Origin of the sequence: Rhabdochromatium marinum (genome assembly GCF_016583795.1) — a bacterium.
GTDB classification, from domain to species: domain Bacteria; phylum Pseudomonadota; class Gammaproteobacteria; order Chromatiales; family Chromatiaceae; genus Rhabdochromatium; species Rhabdochromatium marinum.
This window is the reverse complement of record NZ_NRRS01000002.1, coordinates 1-24544: the sequence shown is the minus strand read 5'-3', so window position 1 is coordinate 24544 and position 24544 is coordinate 1. Positions and strand designations below refer to the sequence as shown.

Below are 24544 nucleotides of genomic sequence, written 5' to 3'. Positions count from 1 at the left end.
GCTGAGGGTATCAGGGTATTTGGGATTTTGCTGGAGAAGACCTGCATGACAAAACCGCCCATGGCCATTCACCCGAGCCGGGCGCCGGCGGTGGTTGTGATCAATGACACCACGCTGCGCGATGGCGAACAGTCCGCTGGTGTGGCTTTTTCGCTGGAAGAAAAATTGGCCATTGCACGTGGCTTGGATGCGCTCGGCGTGCCGGAGCTGGAAATCGGCATTCCGGCCATGGGGACCGAAGAGCGTGCTTCGATTGAAGCGGTGGCTGCGCTGGGGCTGCGTGCGCAGCTCATGGTGTGGGCGCGCATGGTCGAGGCCGATCTGGCGGCGAGTCGCGGGCTGGCGGTGGACTTGATTGATCTGTCGATTCCGGTGTCGGATCAGCAGATTGCGCGCAAGCTGGGGCGGGATCGCGACTGGGTGCTGGCGCAGATTCGCCAGCAGGTGCCGCGCGCGCTGGAGCTGGGCTTTCAGGTGGGCGTCGGCTGTGAGGATGCCTCGCGCGCTGATCCGGAATTCCTCTGGCGGGTTGCTGAAACGGCCCAGGCTGCCGGAGCGCGGCGGGTGCGCTATGCCGACACCCTGGGGCTGATGGATCCCTTCGGCGTCTTTGCGGCACTGAGCGATCTGCGCGCACGCACCGACTGCGAGATTGAAATGCACGCCCATGATGACCTGGGCATGGCCACGGCCAATACCCTGGCGGCGGTGCGGGCTGGAGCCACCCATGTCAATACGACCGTGCATGGGCTGGGGGAACGCGCCGGTAATGCGCCTCTGGAGGAAGTCGCGATTGGCCTGAAGCATGTGCATGGCTGTGTGACGGGGGTTGATCTGACCCATTTCGACAGCCTCTCAGAGCTGGTGGCAAGCGCCTCGGGGCGGCCGGTTGCCTGGCAAAAAAGCTTGATCGGCGCTGGCGCCTTTACCCATGAGGCCGGTATCCATGTCGATGGGTTGATGAAAGACTTGCGCAACTATCAAGGCATCGACCCGGCCGAACTAGGGCGCACGCATCGGCTGGTGTTGGGCAAGCACTCGGGGCGTCATGCCCTGTGCCGCGCCTATGCCGAGCAGCTCAATACCTCCCTGACGGCCGAGCAGGCCAACTCTCTGCTGACGCGCGTGCGCCGCTTTGTGACCGAGAACAAGCGCTCGCCGGAGACGGCGGATTTGCGCGGTTTTCTCTCCGAGGTTGATCTCAGTGCCACCCCGGCGCCCCGATCCGCTGCTGCGCCCATCATTCTCTAATCCGGCTCATTGTTCAACCTTGGAGTCCGCCCGTGGATTTACTCGATTTCAGCGCGCAGGAGATGTACTTCGATGAGCCGCTGTCGGCCGAGGTCGAGGCACTGCTGCAGGACGCCGCCAATGACTATGGTCGCGATGGCGGTGCCGGGGCTGAGCGGGCGTTACTGCGCGCCTATTTTCTGGCCCCTGAGCAGTTCAGTGTGCTGGTGGCACTCTACCGCTACTATTATTATCAGCATCGCCTGCCGGATGCGCTCATGGTGGCCGAACGTGCTATTGCACTGAGCCACCGCGCGCTGGGACTGGAGCAGGACTGGCGCACGCTCGATGAGGCCCGACTGCAACAGATCGCCGCGCGCTCCATGACGCAGACACGCTTTTTGTTGCTGGCGCTCAAGGGCGCGGGCTACCTGGAATTGCGTCTGGGCCAGGCGCAGCCCGCGCTGGAGCGCTTCGAGAAGCTTGCCGAACTTGACACTGACGGGCGACTCGGCATCAGCAGCCTGCTGCGCATGGCACGTTCCCTGATGACCGAGCAGCAAGTGCGGAATGCGGGGGATAATCTGCATGTGTTCCGTCGCTAGATTTTATGCCGCTAGATTTTATACAGAGCCAGCCTCCAACCAAAAGGTGACCGCCATGATGGATCAGACCCAGGATTTCAATCTCGAAGATCTCGATGAACTGGAAACAGCCGAGGATTTTCTCGACTATTTTCGCATTCCCTATGAACCCGCCATCGTGCAGGTGAAGCGTCTGCATATTTTGCAACGCTTCCACGACTATATTGCCCAGATCGATTGCATGCCGGCGGAAGGGGCGGAGCGTTTTGCGCTGCATCGCGATCTGTTGCAGGGCGCCTATCGCGACTTTGTCCATTCCGATGCCAAGACAGAAAAGGTGTTTCGCGTGTTTCAATCCCAACCGCCGGTGACGGTGGGGCTGGACGGGCTACTGGCTGGGATGCCTCATGCGTCCGGCGTATGATTACGGCGATGCGGTGCGGGTCATCCGGCATCTGCGCAATGATGGCACCTTTCCCGGGCGTGATCGGGGCACGCTGCTGATCCGGCGCGGCAGTACCGGCTATGTGCGGGATGTCGGCACTTTCCTGCAGGATCAGCTCATCTACAGCGTGCACTTCGTCGATCAGGATCTGGTGGTCGGCTGTCGCGAGCAGGAATTGCAGCCGGCAGAGGCCGTTTGGGTCGAAAGCCGCTTCGATACGCGTGATAAGGTTGTCGCCAGTCTGACGCTGGCCAGTGCTGGCCGGGTGCTGGTCGAAGCTGGCACGCCCGGCGAAGTGGTCAAGGTGCTGCGTGGCGAGCGCGAGCTGATTGGCTATCATGTGCAGTTTCCTGAGGCCAATCTGCTGCAAGTGCCGGAGTCGGCGCTGGAGCCGGCCGATCAATCGTTCACAGCCACGGAGTCTGTTGCATGAGTGGCGTCACGGAGGCAACCTCCACACAGCCCCCCTCCGAGCAGCCAGCGGAGTATCACTATCATCGGCTGCGGGCGGCGGCGGACAAATTCTCCTGCGGTCTGGCCGCTCTGTCCGACGAGCAGTGGCCTGAGGTCGAAGCGCGCGCGGCGCAAAGTTTCGCCCTCGAAACCCTGGTGCTGAACGCGCCCGAGGCCCGCGATGTGGTGATCCCCGAGCAGCAGATCGAGCAGGCGCTGAACCAGTTGCGCGCGCGCTACAGCGATGAGCGGGAGTTTCTCAGCGAACTGGCACTCAACGACCTGGATCTCGCCCTGTTGCGTCGGGCCTTGCAGCGCGAACTGCGTTTCGATGCGGTAATGCGTGCCGTCGGGGCGCGTCATGCCCCCGTAACCGAAGCCGACGAGCAGCTGTTTTACGAGCTGCATGCCGAGCGCTTCAGTCAGCCCGAGACCCGCACCGCGCGGCATCTGCTCGTTACCATCAATGATGAGTTCGCCGAGAACCGCCGCCCGGCGGCACGCGCGCGCATTGAGTCCTTGGTCACGCAAGTCACCTGTGGCGATATCGCCGGCTTCGGCCAGCTCGCGCGTGCTCATTCCGAGTGTCCCAGCGCACTCGAAGACGGCCGTCTCGGCACCCTAACCGCCGGGCAGCTCTACCCGGCCCTGGATGCCGCCCTCTTCGCGTTGGCCGAAGGCGAGATCAGTGGCGTGCTTGAATCCCCGCTGGGCTTTCATTTGCTGTGCTGCGAGTCCATCACCCCCGCGCGCCAGGCCAGCTTTGCCCAAGCCCGTGAGCGTATTCACCAGGCCCTGACCGAGCGCCGCCAGCGCGAGATCCAAAAGGCTTGGATCAGCGAGCTGCGCGCCTGCGACAAGGCTGTGGAGAATCGCCCACTCGTGTAGGTTGGGGTCAAACTTCGCCGCGGTTGTAGTCCGGTTCGGCGGTAATCCGATGAATGCTGAGGTCGGCGCCCTGGTATTCCTGTTCCTCGCTTAAGCGCAGACCCAGGGTGAGCTTGATGATGCCGTAGACGGTGAAGCCCCCGGCGAGTGCAATCACGACGCCCAGCAGGCTACCGGCCAATTGCGCGATGAAGCTCACTCCGCCCATGCCACCAAGGGCTTCGAGTCCGAAGATGCCAGCGGCAATCCCACCCCATAAACCGCACAGGCCATGGAGCGGCCAAACGCCGAGCACGTCATCAATTTTCCATTTGTTCTGGGTCAGGGTGAAGGTGACGACAAAGAGCGCACCAGCGACGACTCCAACCACTAGCGCACCAAGAGGGTGCATCAGATCTGAGCCGGCGCAGACCGCGACCAGACCAGCGAGGGGGCCGTTGTGAAGGAATCCCGGATCATTTTTTCCAACAACCAGGGCTGCCAGCACACCACCGACCATGGCCATCAGGGAATTGACGGCCACCAGGCCGCTGACCGCTTCGACGCTCTGCGCCGACATCACATTGAAGCCGAACCAGCCAACTGTTAGCGTCCAGGCGCCAAGTGACAGAAACGGAATGGACGATGGCGGATGCCCGGTCATGCTGCCATCGTGGCGATAGCGCCCGGAGCGCGGACCGAGCAGCAGCACGGCGGCGAGGGCAATCCAGCCGCCCATCGCATGCACCACAATGGAGCCAGCGAAGTCATGAAATGGTGCGCCGAATCCTTGTTCGATCAGCCCCTGAACCCCAAGATTGCCGTTCCAGACGATGCCTTCGAAGAAAGGATAAATCAGGCTGACGATCACAAAGGAGGCGAGCAGCTGTGGATAGAAGCGTGCGCGCTCGGCAATGCCGCCGGAGATGATGGCGGGAATGGCGGCCGCAAAGGTGAGCAGAAAGAAGAACTTGACAAGCTCATAGCCGTTCTTGTCCTGTAAAGCGTTGGCATCTTGGAAAAAATTGACGCCATAAGCGACCAGAAAACCGATGAAAAAATAGGCGATGGTCGAGATTGAAAAGTCGCTTAAAATCTTGGACAACGCATTGACCTGATTTTTCGCGCGCACAGTCCCGACTTCCAAAAATGCGAATCCGGCGTGCATGGCGAGCACCATCACGGCGCCGATGAGCAGAAACAGGACATCGGTGCCGGCTTGCAGTGGCTCCATACTTGACCTCCTCTTTAACGTTGTTGTACTGGGAGCGGCGCCATCAAAGCATAAAGCGTACCAACGGCTATGTATTGACTGCCATGCCGGCGTGGAGGATTACGATGTTCCCACCTCACGCAATGCTTCCAAATCCCGATCCCGCATCCCCAACAGATACAAAATGCCATCCAATCCCACTGAGGCCAGCGAATGCCGCGCCTGCTCCTTCACCACGGGCTTGGCATGAAAGGCAATGCCCAGTCCGGCGATGGCCAGCATCGGCAGATCATTGGCGCCATCACCGACGGCAATCACCTGTTCCAAACGCACATCTTCCTGAGCGGCGATTTCGCGCAACAGTTGGGCTTTGCGCGCACCATCGACGATGGGGGCGGTGACCTGGCCGGTCAGGCGGCCATCCTGAATGTCGAGCGGATTGGCGTGGACGATGTCGATGCCCAAGCGCTGTTGCAGATACTCGGCGAAATAGGTAAAGCCACCGGACAAAATGGCGATGCGGTAGCCCAGTGCCTTTAAGCTGCCAATCAGCCGCTCGGCGCCCTCGGTGATTGGCAACCGTGCGGCGATCTCGGCCAGCACGGATTCTTCCAGTCCTTTAAGTAGCGCAACCCGCTCGTGGAAGCTGGCGCTGAAGTCCAGCTCGCCGCGCATGGCGCGTTCCGTGATAGCAGCAACCTGTGCGCCGACACCAGCGGCGGCGGCCAACTCGTCGATGACCTCGGTCTGGATCAGGGTGGAGTCCATGTCAAAGCACACCAAGCGGCGGTTGCGGCGGAAAATGTCGTCTTCCTGAATGGCAATATCGACATCAAGCCGACTGCCCAGCTCCAGAAAGCTGGCGTGCAGGGCGGAGATGTCCGGCACTGGGCCGCGCAGCCAGAGTTCCACGCAGGCCGGGCGAGTACCGGCCGCATGCGCGGGTGGCTCGGCAACCGCTGGGCGTTGGGAAATGCGCCCCGACAGTCGGGTGATCTGGTCGATGTTCAGCCCCTGCTGACTGACCACAGCGGAGACCTGGGCGATGTGCTCGGCGTTGATGACGCTGCCCAGCAGGGTCAGAATATGGCGCGGCTGGCCCTGTTCACGCACCCAGTCTTCATAGGCGTCGGATTCGATGGGGGTGAAGTGCGCATCCAACCCCAGACGGTGGGCGGCGAACAACAGCTCACGAAACACCTGACAGCCGGCGTTGTCGGCGGGCAGCTCGACCAGAAGGCCAAGCGCCAGGGTGTTGTGAATCACCGACTGGCCGATGTCGAGGATGCGCACCCGATTACGCGCCAGGGTCTGGGTCAGGGTCATGGTGAGGCCGGGGCGGTCGCGCCCGGTCACTTCGATCAAAACGACTTCTTGCATAGGCGTTGCCGTGTGGGAGGGGGCCCGGTGCTGCCTACCGGCGGCGCCGGGTTTTCCTGGCGGGTTTGTTGTGGATCAGGCTTAGAACTCAACCGCCAGCTGTGCGACGACTGCGCTGGCGTCTTCGCCCGTGCCGCCATTGCGGCGGCTGTAATCGCTGTCGTGGCGGTATTCAAACGACAACGCGGTGCGGTCGAAGACCTCCACTGACCAACCAATCAGCCAACTGGTCTCGGGCAGTTCCAGGGCAACGGCTTCTTCGGTGCCCTGATACGCAAGTGCAGCGACGCTGTCGCGCCCAAAGACCGGGAAATTGTAGCCGATCTCAAGATTCCAGGCTGAGGGTTCGGCGCCCTTGTCGCGGTAGGCCAAGCTGTCGACGTCGAAACGGTCACTGGCCGACAGGTACTCGGCAATGAAACTGAAGTCACCGACACCAACGCCCATGTTGGCTGTCCAACCGCCGGTGCGCTCACTCGGATCGGTACTGAACCAGCTAGCCCGGGGATCTTCGCCATCCACCAGCGCTTGGTAAGCGTCTGAGCGGTTATCGGCTACGCTATCTTGTAGGGTGTCGGAGTCACCGAGATCATTGATATAGCCCGCGCCGACGGTCAGGCTGTAGCGGTCGGTGTCCATCGCATAGCCCAGATTGACGCCCCAGCTTTCGATGCGGTCATCGCCATTGATGTCATTGTCTCCATTAAAGGCATAGACGCTGCCATTGAAACCCTCATAAAGAAAGCCGAGCTGCGCGGCGACCTCGCGGCTTTCGCCAATTTCCAGCGTTAGCGGGTCCGAGACCAAATTGGTCTCGTAGACGCCGAAGGGCACATAGAACTGCCCGGCGGTGAAGAACACCGGCGAGACATCCGGGTTATGAATGGTAATGAAGGCCAGATCGACTTCCAGATCGGTGTCGTCATCTTCATAAAGTAGCGAGGCCTCGATGCCGACCCAGTCATTCACCTGCGAAGCCAGGCCGAGCTCGAAGGTGGCGAGCACCAGATCCGAGGTGGAATCACCCTCGTAGGGGTCGATGTAGGAGGCCTCGACTTCGATCACCCCGCCGATCTCAATGTTTTGGAACCAGCCGCCACCTAGGCCGCTGTCCAAGGCGTCTTCGAGTTTGCCAACGCGCTGCGGGGCACCGCTGAACGCTTGTTGCTGTTCGGCGATCTGTGTCGCCTGCCGGGCGTTTTCGCGTTCGAGCTGCTCGACCCGTTGTTCAAGGGTCAACTGAGCAAAGCTGGGTGCGCTAAGGGTACTGGCGAGCGCGGCGGCGGCCGCGCCTGTGAGAGATTTACTGATTGTCATGGGAGCCTGAACTCAGAAGGGTAAATTAAAAAGAAAGCGAATCAGTCGCATTTGTTTTATAGCGTAACTGACGGCGTTTTGCAACGGTATTGTGCAGTTTTTGCAACAACAATGCTATTGCTTTTGAGAATCTTTCGCAATACTATACTGTGCACAAGTTTTTGTGAGGAGTTTTCCGCTATGCTTGAGATTCGCCATCAGGTTCCAGGGCGCCTGCGCCTGCATCTTCCCTTGTTGCGCACCGATTCCCGTCTTGCCAGTGCATTACCTGATCAGCTGCGGCGCTGCGATGGTGTTCATGCGGTTCGCGCCAATCCGACGTGTGCCAGTGTTGTGATACGCCATGATCCGCAGCGCGTCAGCGCCGAAGCGCTGCAGCAACGCTTGCAGGCTTTGCTCCCCGCAAGCACACCCACGGCGGCCGTCGTTGTTGCGGGCGCCGCAGCAGGTGCGTTGTTGCCCAAGTCCCAGCGCCAGTCACAGGGCGGCTGGTGGCGATTGCCCACGCTCATGATTCGCGAGCGATTCAAGCGTCGCGAACCAGCGCAAAGCCTGGCCCTCTCTGGGCCACCGGCGCCTGGCATTGTCATGCTGTGCCGCATGAATGTGCGGCTCAGCCGTTGGATGATGCGCCAAACCTTGCGCTGCTGGTGGAATGGCGAGCTCGGGTCTGTGCTTAGTCACTCACCGCATCAATGTCAATCAGCACGGCCTCAGCGCGCCTTAGGGCGATTAAAGACGAGTCTAGCTGGATTTCCAGCGGGTCTCCGAGCGGAGCAGCGCGCACCATGATGACATCGGCCTGGGGATGCAACCCCAGGTCAAGCAAACGCTGACGCACCGCGCCATGAGCGCGGTGGCCACGAATCCGTGCCCGCCCTCCTGGAGGGATCTCATCAAGTGTGCGAATTTCACGGATGCAATCACCTGAACGATGACCGCGCTGGCGTTGATGGCGACCACCTGTGCGATGTTGGGAACGGGGCATGATGTCTCTCTTGGTCAGAACTAAGGGTTAAAGGGCTGGCGGTGTGAGCGGCCAGGGCTGACTGCGGGGGCTGACTGCGGAATTAGGGAGCTCTGGAGTCGGAGCTAGGACCACGCAACGCATTTAACAGCACGCCAATGGTGGTGCCATTGTGCAACAGGGCGCTGGTAATGGGTGAAATGCGCCCAAACACCGCCCCCACCAGCAGTGCGGTATTCACCCCCACGGCGATCTTGAAGTTGTTGCGGATTAGCTGCATGGTGCCGGTGCTCAGCGCGCGGGCACTGGCGATGGCGGCGAGCTGATCCTCAAGCAAAACAATGTCGGCGGTGGCACGGGCAATGTCAGTGCCGCGCGGCATGGCGATGCCAACATGGGCAGCTGCCAGTGCTGGACCGTCGTTAATGCCATCGCCGACGAAGGCGACACGGCGCCCGGCGGCGCGTAGCTGCTCGATGATTTCAGCCTTGGCCTCAGGCTCCAGTTCGGCATGAATTTCATCAAGCCCCAGTTCGGCGGCCAGGGCTTCGGCTTTGTCACGGCGATCGCCGGTCAGCATGATCAAGCGTTGTATGCCGAGGGTGCGCAGCTGCATCATCACCTCGGGGGCTTCGGCGCGTGGGCGATCGCGCAGCGCGATCACACCAACTGGCCCCTGGACATTGGCGACATAGAGCAGCGTTTTGCCCTCGTTGAGCAGCCGGTTAATGGTGGATTCATGACGCTGGAAGCGAATCCCCATGTGTTCTTCGAGATAATGGCGGCTGCCCACCACAATGCGCCCGCCCTTCACATCGGCAGACAGCCCATGGGCGACCAGATAATCGATCTCGCCATGGGAGATGTGCGGCAGTTGCTGCTCGCGTGCAGCCGCCACCACCGCCTGAGCGAGTGGATGACTGGCGTGTTCTTCAACCGAGGCCACCAAGGCGAGCAAATCGGTTTCGGTGCAGGCGCCCTGACTGGCACAACCGCTGTGCTTGTCGAGCACCAGGGTGTCGGTGACCTCCAGCGCGCTTTCGGTCAGGGTGCCGGTTTTGTCGAACACCAGAGTATCGACCTCGGCGAGTTGCTCAATGGCCTCACCGCCCTTGATCAGGACGCCGTGGTGCGCCGCTTTCGACAGCGCTGCCTTGAAGGTCACCGGGGTGCCGAGCTTGAGCGCGCAGGAGTAATCGACCAAAAACACCGCTTGCAGACGGCTGAGATCACGGGTCAGCGCATAGACCAGAGCACCGGTGCCCAGGGTCAAAGACACCCGCTGATCGGCCAAGCGCTCGGACAGGCACTGGGTGGCTGAGCGCTGATCGAGTGCCTGCTGGATGAAGCCGGCCACCCGTGCCTGGGTGGTCTCGGCACCGACGCGCGCCGCTTCGATCTGCAAGCGTCCTTCCATCAGGGTGGAGCCGGCGATCACTCGCGCCGGGGCTTCCTTGCGCACCGGGACATCCTCGCCGGTGACACTGGCTTGATTAACCAAGGCCGTGCCCGACAGCACCCAGCCGTCCACTGGAATCGCCTCACCGACCCCGACCACCACTGTCTCGCCCGGCTGCACCTGATCGGCACTGAGCTGCATCAGAGTGCCCGCACGTTCCACCCAGGCCAGCGCCGGTGGCGGGCGCAACAACTGGCGCAGTAGCTGATCGGACTGGCGCTGGGTGCGGTGTTCGAGAAATTCCCCCAGCTTGAGGAGAAAATCGGTGACATTGGCGGTCTGATGCTGACCGCCGGTGGCAGCCAGTCCCACCGCCAGTGCATCCAGAACTTCCATCTTCAGCCCCCGATGCACCAGGGTATCCAACCCGTGAAGCAGCGTGGGGCCGACATTGAGCAGCGTCAGCAGACCACGCACCGGCAGCGGTAGCAGAGGCAGAGCGAGCATGGCCAACCCCCCTCGAACCATCGGCAGCAGATCATCCTCAGGCGGGTAGAAATCCGTATCCAGCGCCGGCAGTGTGTCAAAGCGCGCCTCGCGCAAATGGTGCAAAGCCGTGCGACGCTCCTGGGCCGCGCCCTGATACTCCAGAATTACCGCCTTGGCTCTGGGGTTGACGCGCACCGAGCGGATCACCGGGCTGGTCTCCATCCAGCGTTCCAGCATCCCGGCGGGACACTCAGGCTGGTTCAGCGCCGGTACCCGTAAGCGCAGCCGACCGGGCAGTTCGTGGATCAGTTGGTAGCGCATACCCATCACCGTTCGGAGGTGGCCGATGGGTGCAGCCTGGCCGGGTACGACTCAGTCATCCTGGTTGGATTCGGCGTGAATTTCAGCCTCGGCGTCGTGGAAACGCTCCTTGACCTCTTCGACACCGGTCTGTACCAGCGACCAAGTGCGCACAGCGCTTTTAATCAGGGTGCGCTGCACACTTTCGTTGGTGAGCAGGTAGGCGGCCGCTGCACCGATCAGCGCGCCCTTGATGAAGCGATCATTGGTGAAATTTAACAGGGAGCCGCTGTTTTGGTTGGGGCGCACGGCCATGTTTTGTGGCCACTGTTGCGCCCCGCTGGCGCCATAGCCATAGCCGGCTGATTGGGCGCCAAAGCCCTGGGAACCGCTGCCCGGCGCATTGGCCTGGCCGTAACCGGGGTGGGCATTGTTGGACAAGCCGGGGTGCACGGAAGAAAAACGGGGATCGCTCATTAGGAGATGCTCGCTGTGGTGACAAGGAAGATGGAAGGGATCAAGCGCCGTGGCTCAAGCCGGGCGCGATGGTGGGGCCTCGGGCGTGTTGGCATCTGCTGACGACCGACCCTGTGACTGGCGCTGCTTGACCAGACCGCGCAGAAAAACCACCAGGGCCGCACCGATCAGCAGGCCACCAGCGCCTTCAACCAGTTTTTTCTTTACCCCGTGGCGCTGGCGTTGAGGGCCTTGGGAAGAGCTCATGGATTGGAATCCTCCGGGTTGGTGCGGCTGTGCGCCGCGTACATCACCGCTGTGCCCGCAGCCAGCAACACCGCCAGGCGGGTCAGACCGTTACGCGACACTGTATGCGCCGCTGCGCCGGCAACCGCACTGGCCGCGCCACTGATCAGCGCCGTGCGCGCCGTCTCGCGCACCATCTGGCGTGCGTTGGTACGCCCGAGCTGCATGGCGCGTAACTGCTGACCGGCCGCGCCGGTGGCACCGATCACCGCGCCCATCAGCGCCATTTGGGTCAGATCCACGCACAGATCCCCCGGAGGGGGGTGGGGCGGCGATGAGGGTAGGTTCGGTGGATAATTCATCCGTCAGCCCCTTGATCGTTTCCGGACCGGCTGTTCTTCGCACGGCCGCCAAACAGGGTGTTTTGCACCGATTCGTTGGTCAACAGCATCACCGCCGCCGCCCCGACCAGGGCGCCTTTCCAGAATTCGGTGTCATCGAAGTTGAGCAGGCGGCTCAGGCTGTTGAGGCCATTGCCACCGCTGGCCAGCTCGTCGATGACCTGGGAGACACCGGCCTGGCGGCCATGGCCGGTGTGATCCTGAGCGCCAGGCTGTCCATGCGCAACGCCCGGCCCGGGTTCGCCATAGCCTGGAGGATACCCAGCGCCGGGCGGTGGCGCATAGCCGGGCGGCGCATATCCAGGTGCATATCCATAAGCTCCATAGGCCGCCTCATAACCATGCGGCGGAAACGGGCCAGGAGGCGGTGGATAAGGGGAACCCGGCCCTGGTCCATGTCCTGTAACGGCTGGTGCCTCGGGCGCCCATGCCGGTGGTGGGCCGGGTGGAGAGGTCGGCTGGGCAGGTGCCTCGGCGCACGCATTGCCTGCTGTCGATGGCCCAGCTGATTCAGGTGGGCCGCCGGTGGACTGTTCACTCATGCTTCTAATCTCTGGTGTGGTGTGCGGATAATGGACTCATAGCTGCTTGGCTATTTGAACGATGTTCGCCAGCAGGGCGGAAGTGGCCTCGCCGGTGCCGTCGATGCCGTGGGCGCGCTGGAAAAGCTCAACCGCCTTGGTGGTACCAGGGCCGGGGACGCCGTCGGTGCTGCCCTGGTACAGCCCAATGGTGGCGAGTGCCTGTTGCAGCTCGCGGACTTGATCCTGGGTCAGGGGTTGCGTATTGGCGGTGTCAGGTTCCTCCATGTGGGTGGATGCGTGCGCCGCCGTGGCCGGTGCGCCCGTGGTGTCAAGAGGGCTGGCATTGATCCACAATACCGCATCCTGTGACAGTTCTTTGCCATCATACTCGGTGTCCGGTCCTGATCCCAGGCAGGCAAAGCCCCAAACACCCGGCCCGGGAATGCCGAAGGTAAACTCGCCGTCGGCATCGGTGATCGTCACGATTGCGGAGGGAGGCACATCGCCCAAGGCATCGGCAGCAAAGGCGTTAGCGTTCATGTCGATTGTAGTGTTGATGTATTCGATTTCGCATTCGACCCCCGCAGCCGGCTCCCCGTTGCGCAACAGTCGCCCGGTGAAGCTGCCACCCGCATAGACCTGATAGGGCTTGTTCAACGGCACAATCTCGGTTTTCAGCCCTAGGGGCTCGTGCCAGTCGGTTGGCATGCCGCCTTTGTTAATCAACGCCTTGGTGATTTGCTGGATGTAGATGTCCTCACTTTTCTCATAGTAGGGGGCGGGCACCAGCACGAAGGCGTAGTCACCATTGCGCCGTACCTTGTAGCTGGCTTCGTAGGCTTGCGCCTCGTTGTGTGCGCCTTTCCAGGTAATGGGCTGAAGGCTGTCGGTAAGGTCGGTCTGCTCGCCCTTGAACACCACATAGAAGTCTTCAGGCTTGCCCATGTCCATGGTATGGCCGTTTTCCATCGGGTGGCCGAAGACCAGCTTGAAATCCAGGGTGCCGGGTTTCTCCAGCATGACTTCGGGGGTGTAGAGCAGTTGAAAGTGAGCCTGCGCCAGGCTGCTGGTCAGCATGGCCGCAGTGGCCAGGGCAAGTTGGGTGCGCATTGATCAGAATTCTCCTGATTAGAGTGTTGATAGTGAAGTGTTACTCAGCGAAGTGTCGATAAAGCTGCTTATATGTGGTTGGCCGACATCGGCATCATTCAACGATGTCTTGGCCGTCGATCTCGATGTTATGACCCGGGCCGGCATCGAAAACCACGGTGTAATCGCCATCCGGCTTGTCGAACTCAAACTCGCTGTCTTCGCTCATCTCACCTTCCAGTAGCGGATTGTCGTCACTGTCAACCACCCGGATGCTCACGCCCGAGGCGGAGGAGCCGTCGGAAAAGCCACCTTCGCATAGAATGGTACCATCGCCCATGTCGTAGCAGGCGCACAGCGGGGTGTGCGCCAGGGCGGACAGGCTGCTTAGGGTCAGGGTCGCAAACAGAACGGACAAAGAAAGCCGACGCATCATGTTCTCCTTAAGGGTTAAAGAATAAATGTTTTTAGATCAAAGGATTGCTATGGGTTGCGCTGACAATACCCAACCGAATGTGCGGATCTTACCCCAGAATAAATGGTTTTGCAAACAAGAGGCGCTCGCATTTGCATTTGATGCTGGTTGTCTTTAGACTGGCGTGTTCTCAAATCGACACTGAACATGGCATGTCTCCTGTTCGCCCTCTGCCACCTGAATCCGCGATTGAGATCGACGCCATTACCCACCGGTATGGGCAACGAACGCTCTATCGCAATCTCAGCCTGACCATCACCAAGGGTCGAGTGGTGGCTCTGCTCGGCAAAAATGGCGTGGGCAAAACCACTCTGATCCGCCTGCTAATGGGCTTTCTGCGCCCGAGCAGCGGCCATTGCCGAGTGCTGGGCCAGGACTCGCACGCGCTCTCGCCCGCCACCCGCGCGCGCATTGGGCTGCTGTTCGAGGGCCATCTGACCCAGGACTACATGAGCATCGCTCAGATCGAGCGCTATCACCGGCCCTTCTATCCCGGCTGGCGCGCTGAGCTGTACTACGATCTGGTCGACCGCATGGGGCTGTCGCGCAACCACAAAATCGCCCAGATGTCCTGCGGGCAGCGCTCGCAAGTGGTACTCGGGCTGATCTTCGCCCAGAATCCGGAGTTGATGATTCTGGATGACTATTCGATGGGGTTGGACGCTGGCTATCGGCGGCTGTTTCTGGACTATCTCGCGGCCTATTTGGGCGAGGGCGGCAAGACGGTGTTCCTGACCTCCCATGTGGTGCAGGATATGGAGGTGCTGGTCGACGAGGTGGTGTTCCTGCAGCGCGGCGGCGAGATCCTGCAGATGCCGCTGGCCGAGTTCCGCCACAGCTTCCGCTGTTTTGCCTTCTCTCTGCCAGCCAGCGCCCAACCGCCAGCAGCCGATGCCATCATCCACAACCCGGATGTTTTCGCCCGACCACCACGTCTGTATAGCTTTGCCGAGCGCGACCAGGTCGCCAGGCATCTGGCCGCCCGATGCCCGGAGATCGCGCTCGGCGAGGAACTGCCGATGACCTTGGAAGACGCCTTTATTGGGCTGACCGGAAAATATTGAGACTGATTCGCATGTGGCAAGCAATCCTGCTAAAAGAGTGGCTGAAGCTGCGCTGGACTCTGGCCGCGCTGCTGGTGGTGCATCTCGGTCTGCTCGCCTATCTGGGGCTAGCGTTGCGCTATCAGTTCCAAGTCGAGCACTCGGAAATGATTTGGTACTGGGCCTTCGAGTTGCGGCGCTTGCTCCATACGCCGCTGCAATACCTGCCAGCGGTCACCGGCGCCGCGCTGGCGCTGGCGCAGTTTGGCCCTGAACGACTGCACGGGCGCTTTCGCCTGTCGTTGCATTTGCCGGTGCGTGCTGACCTGTTGGTGTGGAGCTGGCTGGCGGTGGGTGCGTTGCTTGGCGCCGCCTTGAGCGCGCTGGATGCCATTGGCCTTTACGGGCTGATTGGCCTTTGGTTTCCGCGCGAGGCAGCGGCGAGTGCGGTGCTGACTGCCTTACCCTGGCTGCTGGCGGGCTGGGTGGCCTATTGCGGCGCCACCCTGGCCCTGCTGGAGCCGGCCTGGCCGCGCCGACTGGCCTATTTGGGTGTCAGTCTGGCCTTTGTCGGCCTGCTCTTCCAGGAACGCGGCTATCAGGAATACGACCTGGTCATGCCCGCGCTGCTGCTGCTCGCGCTGCTGTACGTTCCGGCGGTCATTCTGCCTGCCCATCGTTATCGCCATCAGGCCAGTCTCTAGGGGAACGCCATGACCGCACGCATTGCCCGCTGGTCGTTGATCGCCTTGACCCTTGCCCTGCTCGCCATCTGGCTGCCGCAGGTCAAAGCGCTGTTGTTTGAGTACCGCTTTGGCAAGACGCAGCTCTTCTACAGTCCGGTCATCGAGCGCTTCGTCTACAAGGAGTTGCTCGGCACCGGACATCAATTCGTCTATCGCGACCAGGACGGCCGGGATTACAGCCGCGAGGAATTCGAGCAGCTCATCCCCTTTATCTATTACAAGAACATGGAGCTTTGGGGCCAGCTGCCGCTGGAGTTGGCCGGGCAGCGCTTCGATAAGGCGGCGATTCGCGCCGAGCGCCTGGTGCTCGAATTCGAGCCCCGGGATCTGCCCGCGCGGGCCCCGCGCATTCAACTCTTCCCGCTGCTGGAATCGAACCCGGGACGCTCCCGACTGCGCTTTCCCGAAAACATCATGCGCCCTGGCCAGGCGCTGACCTTCATCGACAGCGATGCCAATCGCCGCGATCCGACCCTGACGGCCACCTTTACCCGCGCGCTCGATGATGCGGGCTTTGTCTTCCCGGTGCGGGCCACTTTCGGGCGGGTATCCATTCTCAAGGCCTTCGACGCCGGCTATTTTCTGCTCGATGACACGGGCGCGCTCTTTCAGCTCAAGCGCGTTGACGGCGCACCCTGGGTGCGGCTGGTGCCGCTGCCGGAGGGCCTCAAGGTGCGCGCGCTGAAGATCAGCGAAAACACGGGCAGCGCCCATCTGGGCTTTCTGCTCGCCGAGGATGGCCAGCTGTATTTGCTCGGTCGCGATGATGATCCGCTGATTCCCCTGGAGCTGCCCGCTTTCGACCCGGAGCGCATGGAGCTGAAAATTCTCTTCAATCCGCTCTATCGTACCGCCATCTACTCCGACCGCCAGGACATTCACGCAGTGGCGATGCAACGCGATTTCACTCCTATCGCCCACTATCAAAGGCGCATGGCCATGGCCGAACCACGCCTGGTCGATACCCTCTGGGATAGCCTGACGCCCTTCAGCCTGCAATGGCGCTTGCCCGAGTCACGCTATTTGCAGCTGCGCCTCTGCTGGCATGGTGCCAAAGCCTGCATCGGCAGTGGCCTCGCGCTGGTGCTGGCGCTCGCCTGGCTGCGCTGGCGCCGCGCGCCTCTGCTGGCAAACCGAGCTTTCCTGGCATTGGTGGTTCTGACCGGTTTTATGGGCCTGATCGCGTTCTTGTTGTTCCCGCCGGAAGAGAATGTATCGCAGTGAGTTGGAGCCGAATATTATGCACCTTTGTTGTTCATTTAGATTGTGTTATACACAAAAATTTATATTTTCTGTCATCACGGTAATCCTGTTGAGTTTGCCTGCCTGGACATGGGCGCATCCGCACGCTTGGATCGATCTGCGGGTGACAGTGATGGCCAATGAGGCGGGCGAGCTGACCGGGCTTTACCAGGAATGGCTCTTCGATCCCTACTATAGCCAAATCGTGCTTGAGGATGTCGGCTCCGAGGTGAAGGGCGCCAACGAGGAGGCATGGCTTGCGGCCATCGCGGCGCGAATCCTGGAGAACCTTGCGGACTACCGGTATTTCACCACGCTGGAACTGGAAGGCGAACCGATTGTGGATATCAGCCCGGGGGCTTCAGTGATGACAGCCGAACAGGACCGCCTACGACTGTCCTTCGAGGTGCTGCTGGACAAACCTCGGTCCCTGGCCGCCAGTCGGTTCAGTTATGCCATTGCCGATCCGACCTTCTACATCGAGATGTTGCACGAAGAGAGCAAGGATGCCATTCGTACTGACGCTCTGGCGCCCGCCTGCCAAATCAAGATTCAGCCACCTAATCCGTCCCTGGCGCAGATGGCCCAGGCCGCCGCGTTGGGGATGAATGAGACGGGCGATCCGGATCTGGGGCGCCATTTTGCTGAGTGGGTTCACATGCAATGCGAGTGATTGTCTAATGCGCGTGATGTCCTTGAAAGCTCGACTGGCGCCGGTCCTGATGCTGATAATGATGTTGATGCTCACCTTGGCACCGTCGGCACCGGCATCGCCTTTGACCGGCGCTGCTCCCGACCAGACGCCGGTGAGTCATCCAGTGCAAGCCACGCCCGGTGTGGTAGAGCAGGTGCTGTTGAATGCACGCGCCTGGGTACTCAAACAGCAACGCCAACTCCAGAGGCAACTGTCTGAGCGCTTGCGTCAACTGCAAGCCACGCCCAGTGCCACAACCGCCGGTGTTTTGGTGCTGGTCAGTTTTCTGTACGGGGTGCTGCATGCCTCCGGGCCCGGGCACGGAAAATTGGTCATTTCGACGTATCTGTTAACGCATCGCCAGCGTGCGCGCCAAGGGGTTCTGATCGCCACCCTGGCCGCTCTGGCGCAGGGGGTGACCGCCATTGTGTTGGTGTTCGCCCTGGTCAAGGTCGGTGGCTGGTTGGCACGCGATGCGGTGGGGCAAGTGCGCCTAGTCAACATGATAAGTTTTACGCTGGTCGCGCTGCTGGGCGCTTGGTTGATTCTGCGTGGGCTGCGAAAACTCTGGGCTTGGCGTGGGAGCCAAGACCCGGCAAGGGCGCGCGGCGATCGGCAAGCGCTGGCATCTTGCGCGGCGGAGTCTGTCCTGCCCGTGGCAGCCAGCCCCGGGCTTGGCACCCGGTTGCTGGTGGTGATGGCCGTTGGCATCCGCCCCTGCACCGGCGCGGTGATGGTGCTGGCCGTGGCCAATTTGCTCAACCTCTGGCTGGCAGGCATCCTGGCCGTGTTGGCCATGTCACTCGGAACCGCCATTACCGTCTCGCTCTTGGCCACCTTAGCGGTGCAAGCCAATTATTGGCTGGAGCGCCTGCCCGTTCGTCCTCACCCATACTGGCGCTTGGTGAGTCCCATCAGCACCATTCTTGGCGGCCTGGCCATCCTGGCGATCGGTTTACTGCTGTTGCAAGGCAGTGCCAAGGCGCCTTCGCATCCCTTGTTATCCGCCACAGTATCCCAAAACGTGCATGCGGTTGGAGGCTGAACCTTTGCTGTTTTCAGCCATGGGAATGCAATGATGCGCAATGCCCGGCCGCTGCCCTAAGCGGATGTTCTGACATATCCGCACTGCTTGCTGTGCTGATGTTTCGATATCGGCGTCGTTGGGGGGATCGGCAAGGCGTCCCAAGACATGACCGCGTCGCGGCCATGGCGCTTGACCCAATAGAGTGCCTCGTCGGCGCGTTTGACGATCTCCTGCGGCGATGCGTGATCGGGGTGGTCGATCGTCGCCGATCCCGGCTCGCCTAACGTGGTATAGCCGATGCTGGCGGTCACCTGAATGGAACGATCGTCGTCAAGTACGATGGGCGTGGTGCGCAACTGCTGATGCAAGCGGTCCAGCAGGCTTGCGGTGGCAGTGGCGGTGGCACCGGGCAAAATCAAAACGAATTCTTCGCCGCCCAGGCGTGCAGCGATGTCGCTGTCGCGTGCGTTCCCGCGCAGCAAGGCGCCGAGGCTGGCGAGCACCCGGTCACCGCCGAGATGGCCATAGGTGTCGTTAACGCGCTTGAAGAAATCGATATCCAGCAGCGCCAGGGAAAAGGCCGTTCCGTGATGCCAGTAAGCCTCCAGGCAATCCTCCATGCGTTCCCAGAAATAGCGTGAGTTGTAGAGTCCGGTCAGTCGATCGGTGGTGGCCTCGCGCCGCAGGGCTTCGTTCAACTTGAGAATGCGCTCGGACTGGCGATGGACCATGGATTCGCGGGTGTAAATGCTGGCGCGCATGCGCTCGATGTCGCGCTTCAGGCGGTTAAGTTCGTTCTCGTCATTAGGATCCTGGGGTTGGGGTGCGATTTGAATCGGCACCCGGAAGTTGCCCTGCTTGAGTCCGGTCAACACGGCTTGAATTGCACGGATATCGCGCGCGGCAATCCACGGCATGAACAACGGCAACAGCGCATAAAGTGCGACCAGGTTCAACAGCATGAAGATGGCCAGGGTTTCGAGTGCGGCCAGTTCGAGCCCGTAGAGCAGCGGCCCGAAGCCTGCATAACCAAGCAGCAGAATGATGAATACAGACAAGTGCACGCGGTTAATCAGACGTAGTTGCATGGCGACGGTCGTTGTAAATAGTGCTCGGGTTGGCTGGGGCTGGGGCTGGGGCTGGAAGTGACATCGTGAAATTCCGGTGCAGAACAGGGTGAACAAAGGCACTTGACTGTCACGAGAACCCAGTCTATTCTAAATGCGAATCGTTCGCAATATGAATTTTTGCCGTTTGAGTTGCAGGGAGATTTCGCCATGTCTAATGTTCCCGAGTCACCGGTATCCGCTCGCAGCCAGTCCCGAATCGACGCCGATAGCTGCGAGATATCGACTCTGTGGTCCGAGCCCCACGCCTTCTCGCTTGAAGACATTCAGCCCCGTCCAAGCGCGGACCATCTGCGCCAGCGCGTCGCCGATCTGATGCTGCGCTATGTTCGCACGCCCTCGCGGGTTCTGGCTGAACAGGTCGGTGCCTGCTGCGCGAGTCTCGCCTGGCACCCTGAGGTGTGCAGCGATCCCGAATGCCATTGCACCTATCGCGGCCTAGTGCGCCATTGGTTCTGGCTGGCTGGCCATGGCGGTCATCAGCCCGGCTGATCCCTCGTGTACGCAACGAGACGACACCGATTCATTCTTTATCCATGCGAGGACAGGATTTATGTTTGCAGAACCTTATAGCGTACTGGGCGGTGCCCTAGGGCAGTCCGGCGGGGCAATCGTCGAGCAGCCGACGCGTCGCCGCACGGCTTCACGCGCAGCGGAGCCAGAAGTGATCCTGGATGCGGATCGCCTAGCGCGGGCCGTTGCCTTGTTTGCGGATATCGGCTGCCTCGGGCCGCTGTGGATGGAAGCGGGCAACGCGGCTCTGACGTTGGCCATGCCGGCGCCGTTGCCGTCGCGCCTCGATGCAAGCGGTGTTGCGCGCACCTCGGTTGGTGAAGACGGCGTCGTGCTGTGGCTGCCCCAGCAATGGGCATGGCTTTGGGGGGTGGCGGGGGGGCGCGCGTTGACCCTGGAAAGCCCGCGCGGGGAGACCTTGCTGCGGCTGCTGCCTCGCCGGGTGACACCGGGTTTCGCCTTTGCGCTGGACGCCTTGATAAAGACCCGAGGGGGCGGCCCGCGCATCTGGTTGGATCTGGCGTCGGGCCGCCAGCAGTCCTCCCTGCATGACGTCGGTTCGCATCCAGTGTGGGCCATCCTGGCCCAGACCACAGCCGCAGTGATTCCGGGCTTGACCGATGCCGATCTCGCGGAACTGACCGGGTGCCTCGCGTTGGACAGCCATCGCCTGCGGGCAATGGGCCATGCCAGCGCCGTCGACCCCGAGCTGATCTCCGGCCTGCTTGCTATCTGCACCGACCAGCATCAACCCTTGTGGTGTGCGACGGGGAATGCGGGGGTATTGGTGTATCGCCGCCTGTCGCTGACGCATTCACAACTCCATGCGGGGCGCCGCTGGCTGCGCGGGAAGGATGTCGCCCTGAGCCTTGCCCACCAAGAGCTGGCCACCGCCTGGGTAGTGGAAGGTGGGGGGATGCGACATCTGCGGCTGTACGACCACCAGGGTCGGGCGGTGGCGATGCTGGGCGCGGTTGCGGAACCCGGCGGACGCGAACCACCTTTGTGGCGGCGCCTGATCGACGCGCTGCGAAACTGAGTCGGCAGCCAAGCCGTGCTCTCACAACCGGAGACATTTGTGCAGTCTCTAACCCCCTGAATTGAATGAGCCTAGAAGTCGGGTAAGAGTTCTTTTGCCTCAGCGATGAACGAACAATTAATGACTTGCGCATGACGCTCAGTCGAGGACGGAAACAATCACCCCAGCCACCCCACAGGGGATGAAAAAGGGCGGCCACCAAGGGATCCTTGTCGTTGCCGAGACGCTCCCCTGAAGAGGAGAGACCCCTTGGTGGCCATGACACAAACGAACCTGTTTTGCTGGGACGCGATCGAGGCGCGCAGCGATAAAGCCTATGCCGAGTACAACTGCATGCACGTATTGATGGAGTAGGGGGGGTATACTTTGGCTATGATTTGGCTATTGAGGCACCGCCAGACGAAAGGGGCGGCAACAGATAGGCCGGATCTACGGATGCAGGACGCCTGCTCTCTACTCTACCTATTCTGCGCTCGAAACGACGGCCGCGGCCTTGTGAGCAGCGATCCTTAGGTGGATGGTTTTGCCTTGTTCTCTGTGAGCCGGCCTTTTTCTTTCTGATCGAATCGCGTGGCGGGGTTTGCGTGCATGAAAAACGTCTTGTTGGCGGGAGCGACAGGCTATCTGGGAGGCTATATCGCGAAAGAGCTTCGAAGACGCGGCCATCATTGCCGGGCAATTGTGCGCAATCCGCAGGCCTTGGACCGCAAGCAGGTCGAGGTTGATGAGGTCATCCAGGCGGAGGTGACGATTCCCAAATCGATCGCAGGTTGTTGCGAGGGTATGGATGTCGTGATCTCGACCGTAGGTATCACGCGGCAAAAGGATGGTCTCACTTACATGGACGTCGACTATCAGGCGAATATGAACCTGTTGGAGGAGGCGAGGCGTAGCGGGGTCAAGAAGTTTGTCTATGTTTCAGTCTTAAATGGCAACAAGCTCAGGCACTTGAAGATCTGTGATGCGAAGGAGCGGTTTGTCGATGAATTGAAGGGTTCTGGTTTGGACGTCTGTGTTGTCCGCCCAAATGGCTTTTTCTCGGATGTAGCCGAGTTTTTTGATATGGCGAACAAAGGGCGGATCTATCTCTTGGGTCACGGCAAGTTGACATCGAATCCCATTCATGGTGAAGATTTGGCGAAGGTTTGCGTCGATGCGATCGACGAATGCGATGGTGAGCTTGAGGTCGGTGGACCGCAAGTGCTTTCTCAGAACGAGATCGCGATGATGGCCTTCGAAGTTTTGGGGCGTGAACCCAAGATCACCTATATCCCGCAGTGGGTGGCGAACCTGACCCTCAAGGTGGCCAGAACGTTTGCCGGTATTCGAATCTATGGGCCGATCGAGTTCTTTTTGACGGTCATGTCGATGGAAATGCTTGCCCCCAAGTATGGGAATCATTCGTTGCGAGCGTACTTTTCCGCCCTTCGTGATGCTGAGTCGTCGGTGGCGGTTTTTCAAAACGGCAAAGAAGAGTAATCGATGATCGCTTCCTTCATTGAGCTTGTTGAGCTTGTTGAGCTTGTGTTGTCGAATCCTACAGTTACCTTTTTCATCTTGGGCGTGGCCGGAGTGATCGCGTTCTGGCAAGGTCTCTCATTTCGGGTGGCGACCTTTATCCCACCGGCGTTGTTTTTGCTGGGTGCGGCCGGTGGACATGTCTATCAGATCCTAACGACAGAGAATCTAGCCCCAGGTAATGCGGGGTCGATTCTTTGGACAGATCTACTGCTGCCGGTCGTCGGCTTCGCACTGCTTTACGCGCAATAGAGGAATCCGCGCGTCGCGGGGCCGCGAATGGACTCACGGGGAACTGAAGTGACGGAAAGGCCGAGTGAGCAGGGGGCGGGAAAATGAGGGAGTGGCTTTTCCTGGTGCTGGCAACAATCTTCCGCGCATGAAGCCTGTTGATGATGTGCGGTATATCCTTTATCGCATGGCGGCTGTCGAGATCGGTGGCAAGTCGCTTCAGGGCGGTTTGGATGTGCTGCTCGGCTAGTCGATCGATCAAGTCCATGTGGACTTCGTTCACTCTGTCACGGGAAGGGGGCCGACCCAGGGTTCTATACTCGGGTTTCTGGCTTTCCCAATCGGGGTTGGAGCACTGGAAATGGCGACTTTGGTCTTGGTGCATGGGGCGATGCATGGTGGCTGGTGTTGGCGCGTGGTGGCCGATCGGCTGACTGCCACGGGGCATCGGGTCCACAGGCCTTCGTTGACGGGGCAGGGTGAGCGTTCGCACTTGCTGACGCCCGAGGTGGGGATTGGGACGCATCTGCGCGATCTGGAGCAGTTGTTCTTCTTCGAGGCGATCGACGATGCGGTCCTGGTGCTCCATTCCTATGCGGGGATCCTCGCTGGACCGCTGGCAGAACGGCTGGCCGGAAAGGTCCGCACGCTCGTGGTGGTTGGCGGATTCTTGGCCCGGCCGGGTGAGTGCCTGCTGGATGTCCAGCCGCAGGAAACGCGTGATCGGTATCTGAGTTTGGCGCGGGAACAGGGGGATGGCTGGCGATTGCCGGCGATGCCTCGATTCCTGGATCAATGGGGCATTCGTGATCCCGGGCTGCGCGCGCTGGTCACGCCGCGGTTGACCGACTTTCCGCTGAAATGCCTGACCGATCGCTTGACGTTCGAGCCGGCGGCGCTGGATGCGCTCAGGCGGGTCTACATCGAACATACTGACCCCGAGTTGCCATCGCTTGCGATGTCCGTCGAGCGTGCCCTCGGTGGCGGCTGGGAGATCCATCGTATTCGGAGCGGCCACGACATGATGCTGGCCGATCCCGAGTCGACCGCCAGTCTGCTCGACAGGATCGCGCGGGGGCAAGGGTTAGAAGCTGTCTGAAAACCTAATTCCCCTTTCGATCAATGGTCAAAGCCTCTGGAGCAAAGTCCGAGACGCTGCTACCTCATGAGGATAGCCGATGAGTTTTCTGGTGCCCTTGCGCCAAGGGGGGATCACGATGAACCGACACGCCTATCCTGTCATAAACGGGTTTTCAGACAGCTTCTTAGACATTGGCGACTGACTGCACACCCATGCCAGTACCGGGCGGCCGCTCGGTCCCGATGCCTTTGTTGAGGATCTGGAGCAACGCCTCAAGCGCGTGCTCAAGCTAAGAAAGCCAGGGCCTAAGCCAGTCCGACGGGGTGCGGCCTCGACAAGATGTTATTTCGAGGAGTATGCTCTAAGCCTCTGTAAATGATGAGGCGAGGAGCGATCATGGCCACGGTTGTTCGGCGTTCGGGCGAAGAGATCACCATCGAAGTGAGCC

General features: G+C 60.8%; 28 protein-coding genes. 16 read left to right on the top strand and 12 right to left on the bottom strand.

Annotated features, from left to right (window positions below; all coding sequences use genetic code 11):
- Positions 1-45 precede the first annotated feature (45 nt).
- Genes nifV through nifM form a run of 5 tightly spaced genes read left to right on the top strand, consistent with a single transcriptional unit; the run spans position 46 to position 3600 of the window.
- Entirely contained in the window at positions 46-1251 is a 1206-nt protein-coding gene (nifV, locus tag CKO36_RS00950; RefSeq protein ID WP_200279279.1) for a homocitrate synthase, read from the top strand.
- A gap of 32 nt (positions 1252-1283) precedes the next feature.
- Entirely contained in the window at positions 1284-1835 is a 552-nt protein-coding gene (locus CKO36_RS00945) for a hypothetical protein (RefSeq protein WP_200279277.1), read from the top strand.
- 55 nt (positions 1836-1890) lie between these two features.
- Complete coding sequence (gene nifW, locus CKO36_RS00940) at positions 1891-2238, top strand: nitrogenase-stabilizing/protective protein NifW (RefSeq protein WP_200279275.1); 348 nt, start codon at positions 1891-1893, stop codon at positions 2236-2238.
- Positions 2222-2692: a nitrogen fixation protein NifZ gene (locus tag CKO36_RS00935; RefSeq protein ID WP_200279273.1), complete on the top strand. Its 471-nt coding sequence runs from the start codon at positions 2222-2224 to the stop codon at positions 2690-2692. The genes nifW and CKO36_RS00935 overlap by 17 nt, the downstream gene beginning before the upstream one ends.
- Positions 2689-3600, top strand: a complete 912-nt coding sequence (gene nifM, locus CKO36_RS00930; protein WP_200279271.1) for a nitrogen fixation protein NifM — start codon at positions 2689-2691, stop codon at positions 3598-3600. Before CKO36_RS00935 ends, nifM begins: the two co-directional genes overlap by 4 nt.
- Before the next feature lie 7 nt (positions 3601-3607).
- Here nifM and CKO36_RS00925 read toward each other — a convergent pair whose 3' ends face one another.
- From CKO36_RS00925 to CKO36_RS00915, 3 genes are all read right to left on the bottom strand, one after another.
- Complete coding sequence (locus CKO36_RS00925) at positions 3608-4813, bottom strand: ammonium transporter (RefSeq protein WP_200279268.1); 1206 nt, start codon at positions 4811-4813, stop codon at positions 3608-3610.
- A 99-nt stretch (positions 4814-4912) separates the two neighbouring features.
- Entirely contained in the window at positions 4913-6172 is a 1260-nt protein-coding gene (serB, locus tag CKO36_RS00920) for a phosphoserine phosphatase SerB (protein WP_200279265.1), read from the bottom strand.
- A gap of 81 nt (positions 6173-6253) precedes the next feature.
- Positions 6254-7489 (bottom strand): LbtU family siderophore porin, encoded by a 1236-nt coding sequence (locus CKO36_RS00915; protein WP_200279261.1) that lies wholly within the window; start codon positions 7487-7489, stop codon positions 6254-6256.
- Positions 7490-7600: 111 nt separating this feature from the next.
- Between CKO36_RS00915 and CKO36_RS20360 the strand changes: the two genes are divergently transcribed.
- Complete coding sequence (locus CKO36_RS20360) at positions 7601-8281, top strand: HMA2 domain-containing protein (RefSeq protein WP_420826300.1); 681 nt, start codon at positions 7601-7603, stop codon at positions 8279-8281.
- Here the strand turns inward: CKO36_RS20360 and CKO36_RS00910 are convergent.
- The 8 genes from CKO36_RS00910 to CKO36_RS00875 form a co-directional block, all read right to left on the bottom strand.
- Entirely contained in the window at positions 8166-8477 is a 312-nt protein-coding gene (locus CKO36_RS00910; protein WP_200279258.1) for a FeoA family protein, read from the bottom strand. The genes CKO36_RS20360 and CKO36_RS00910 overlap by 116 nt on opposite strands.
- Before the next feature lie 82 nt (positions 8478-8559).
- The gene (locus CKO36_RS00905; RefSeq protein ID WP_207161351.1) at positions 8560-10665 is read right to left on the bottom strand and encodes a heavy metal translocating P-type ATPase; all 2106 of its coding nucleotides are present in this window, start codon (positions 10663-10665) and stop codon (positions 8560-8562) included.
- Positions 10666-10716: 51 nt separating this feature from the next.
- Complete coding sequence (locus CKO36_RS19475) at positions 10717-11121, bottom strand: YtxH domain-containing protein (protein ID WP_242469303.1); 405 nt, start codon at positions 11119-11121, stop codon at positions 10717-10719.
- A gap of 54 nt (positions 11122-11175) precedes the next feature.
- Positions 11176-11367 (bottom strand): carbon monoxide dehydrogenase, encoded by a 192-nt coding sequence (locus CKO36_RS00895; RefSeq protein ID WP_200279252.1) that lies wholly within the window; start codon positions 11365-11367, stop codon positions 11176-11178.
- A complete protein-coding gene (locus CKO36_RS00890; protein WP_476705506.1) occupies positions 11364-11708 on the bottom strand; it encodes a magnetosome protein MamC family protein in 345 nt (114 codons plus the stop codon). The genes CKO36_RS00895 and CKO36_RS00890 overlap by 4 nt, the downstream gene beginning before the upstream one ends.
- Complete coding sequence (locus CKO36_RS00885) at positions 11705-12289, bottom strand: hypothetical protein (RefSeq protein ID WP_200279246.1); 585 nt, start codon at positions 12287-12289, stop codon at positions 11705-11707. The genes CKO36_RS00890 and CKO36_RS00885 overlap by 4 nt, the downstream gene beginning before the upstream one ends.
- Positions 12290-12325: 36 nt before the next feature.
- Complete coding sequence (locus CKO36_RS00880; protein WP_200279243.1) at positions 12326-13381, bottom strand: DUF4198 domain-containing protein; 1056 nt, start codon at positions 13379-13381, stop codon at positions 12326-12328.
- Between the two features lie 94 nt (positions 13382-13475).
- A complete protein-coding gene (locus CKO36_RS00875) occupies positions 13476-13796 on the bottom strand; it encodes a hypothetical protein (protein WP_338053392.1) in 321 nt (106 codons plus the stop codon).
- A 191-nt stretch (positions 13797-13987) separates the two neighbouring features.
- On the opposite strand from CKO36_RS00875, the gene CKO36_RS00870 reads away from it, so the two are divergent.
- The 5 genes from CKO36_RS00870 to CKO36_RS00850 are packed head-to-tail and all read left to right on the top strand — an operon-like array spanning position 13988 to position 18605.
- Positions 13988-14899 (top strand): ABC transporter ATP-binding protein, encoded by a 912-nt coding sequence (locus CKO36_RS00870; protein ID WP_242469302.1) that lies wholly within the window; start codon positions 13988-13990, stop codon positions 14897-14899.
- 11 nt (positions 14900-14910) lie between these two features.
- A complete protein-coding gene (locus CKO36_RS00865; protein WP_200279237.1) occupies positions 14911-15582 on the top strand; it encodes a hypothetical protein in 672 nt (223 codons plus the stop codon).
- A 9-nt stretch (positions 15583-15591) separates the two neighbouring features.
- Positions 15592-16848, top strand: a complete 1257-nt coding sequence (locus CKO36_RS00860) for a DUF4857 domain-containing protein (RefSeq protein WP_200279234.1) — start codon at positions 15592-15594, stop codon at positions 16846-16848.
- Positions 16835-17539 carry a DUF1007 family protein gene (locus CKO36_RS00855; protein ID WP_200279232.1) on the top strand — a complete coding sequence of 235 codons (705 nt, stop codon included), beginning with the start codon at positions 16835-16837 and terminating at the stop codon, positions 17537-17539. Before CKO36_RS00860 ends, CKO36_RS00855 begins: the two co-directional genes overlap by 14 nt.
- Before the next feature lie 49 nt (positions 17540-17588).
- Positions 17589-18605: a nickel/cobalt transporter gene (locus CKO36_RS00850; RefSeq protein WP_200279229.1), complete on the top strand. Its 1017-nt coding sequence runs from the start codon at positions 17589-17591 to the stop codon at positions 18603-18605.
- Between the two features lie 56 nt (positions 18606-18661).
- Here CKO36_RS00850 and CKO36_RS00845 read toward each other — a convergent pair whose 3' ends face one another.
- Entirely contained in the window at positions 18662-19651 is a 990-nt protein-coding gene (locus tag CKO36_RS00845) for a diguanylate cyclase (protein WP_200279227.1), read from the bottom strand.
- Positions 19652-19864: 213 nt separating this feature from the next.
- On the opposite strand from CKO36_RS00845, the gene CKO36_RS00840 reads away from it, so the two are divergent.
- The 5 genes from CKO36_RS00840 (at position 19865) to CKO36_RS00820 (ending at position 24114) form a co-directional block, all read left to right on the top strand.
- The gene (locus CKO36_RS00840) at positions 19865-20206 is read left to right on the top strand and encodes a hypothetical protein (protein ID WP_200279224.1); all 342 of its coding nucleotides are present in this window, start codon (positions 19865-19867) and stop codon (positions 20204-20206) included.
- Between the two features lie 61 nt (positions 20207-20267).
- Positions 20268-21266, top strand: coding sequence for a hypothetical protein (locus CKO36_RS00835; RefSeq protein ID WP_200279221.1), 999 nt, complete (start codon positions 20268-20270; stop codon positions 21264-21266).
- Between the two features lie 588 nt (positions 21267-21854).
- The gene (locus CKO36_RS00830; RefSeq protein ID WP_200279218.1) at positions 21855-22745 is read left to right on the top strand and encodes an SDR family oxidoreductase; all 891 of its coding nucleotides are present in this window, start codon (positions 21855-21857) and stop codon (positions 22743-22745) included.
- A 3-nt stretch (positions 22746-22748) separates the two neighbouring features.
- Positions 22749-23036, top strand: coding sequence for a DUF6790 family protein (locus CKO36_RS00825; RefSeq protein WP_200279215.1), 288 nt, complete (start codon positions 22749-22751; stop codon positions 23034-23036).
- A 340-nt stretch (positions 23037-23376) separates the two neighbouring features.
- Positions 23377-24114, top strand: a complete 738-nt coding sequence (locus CKO36_RS00820; RefSeq protein ID WP_200279213.1) for an alpha/beta hydrolase — start codon at positions 23377-23379, stop codon at positions 24112-24114.
- Positions 24115-24544 lie beyond the last annotated feature (430 nt).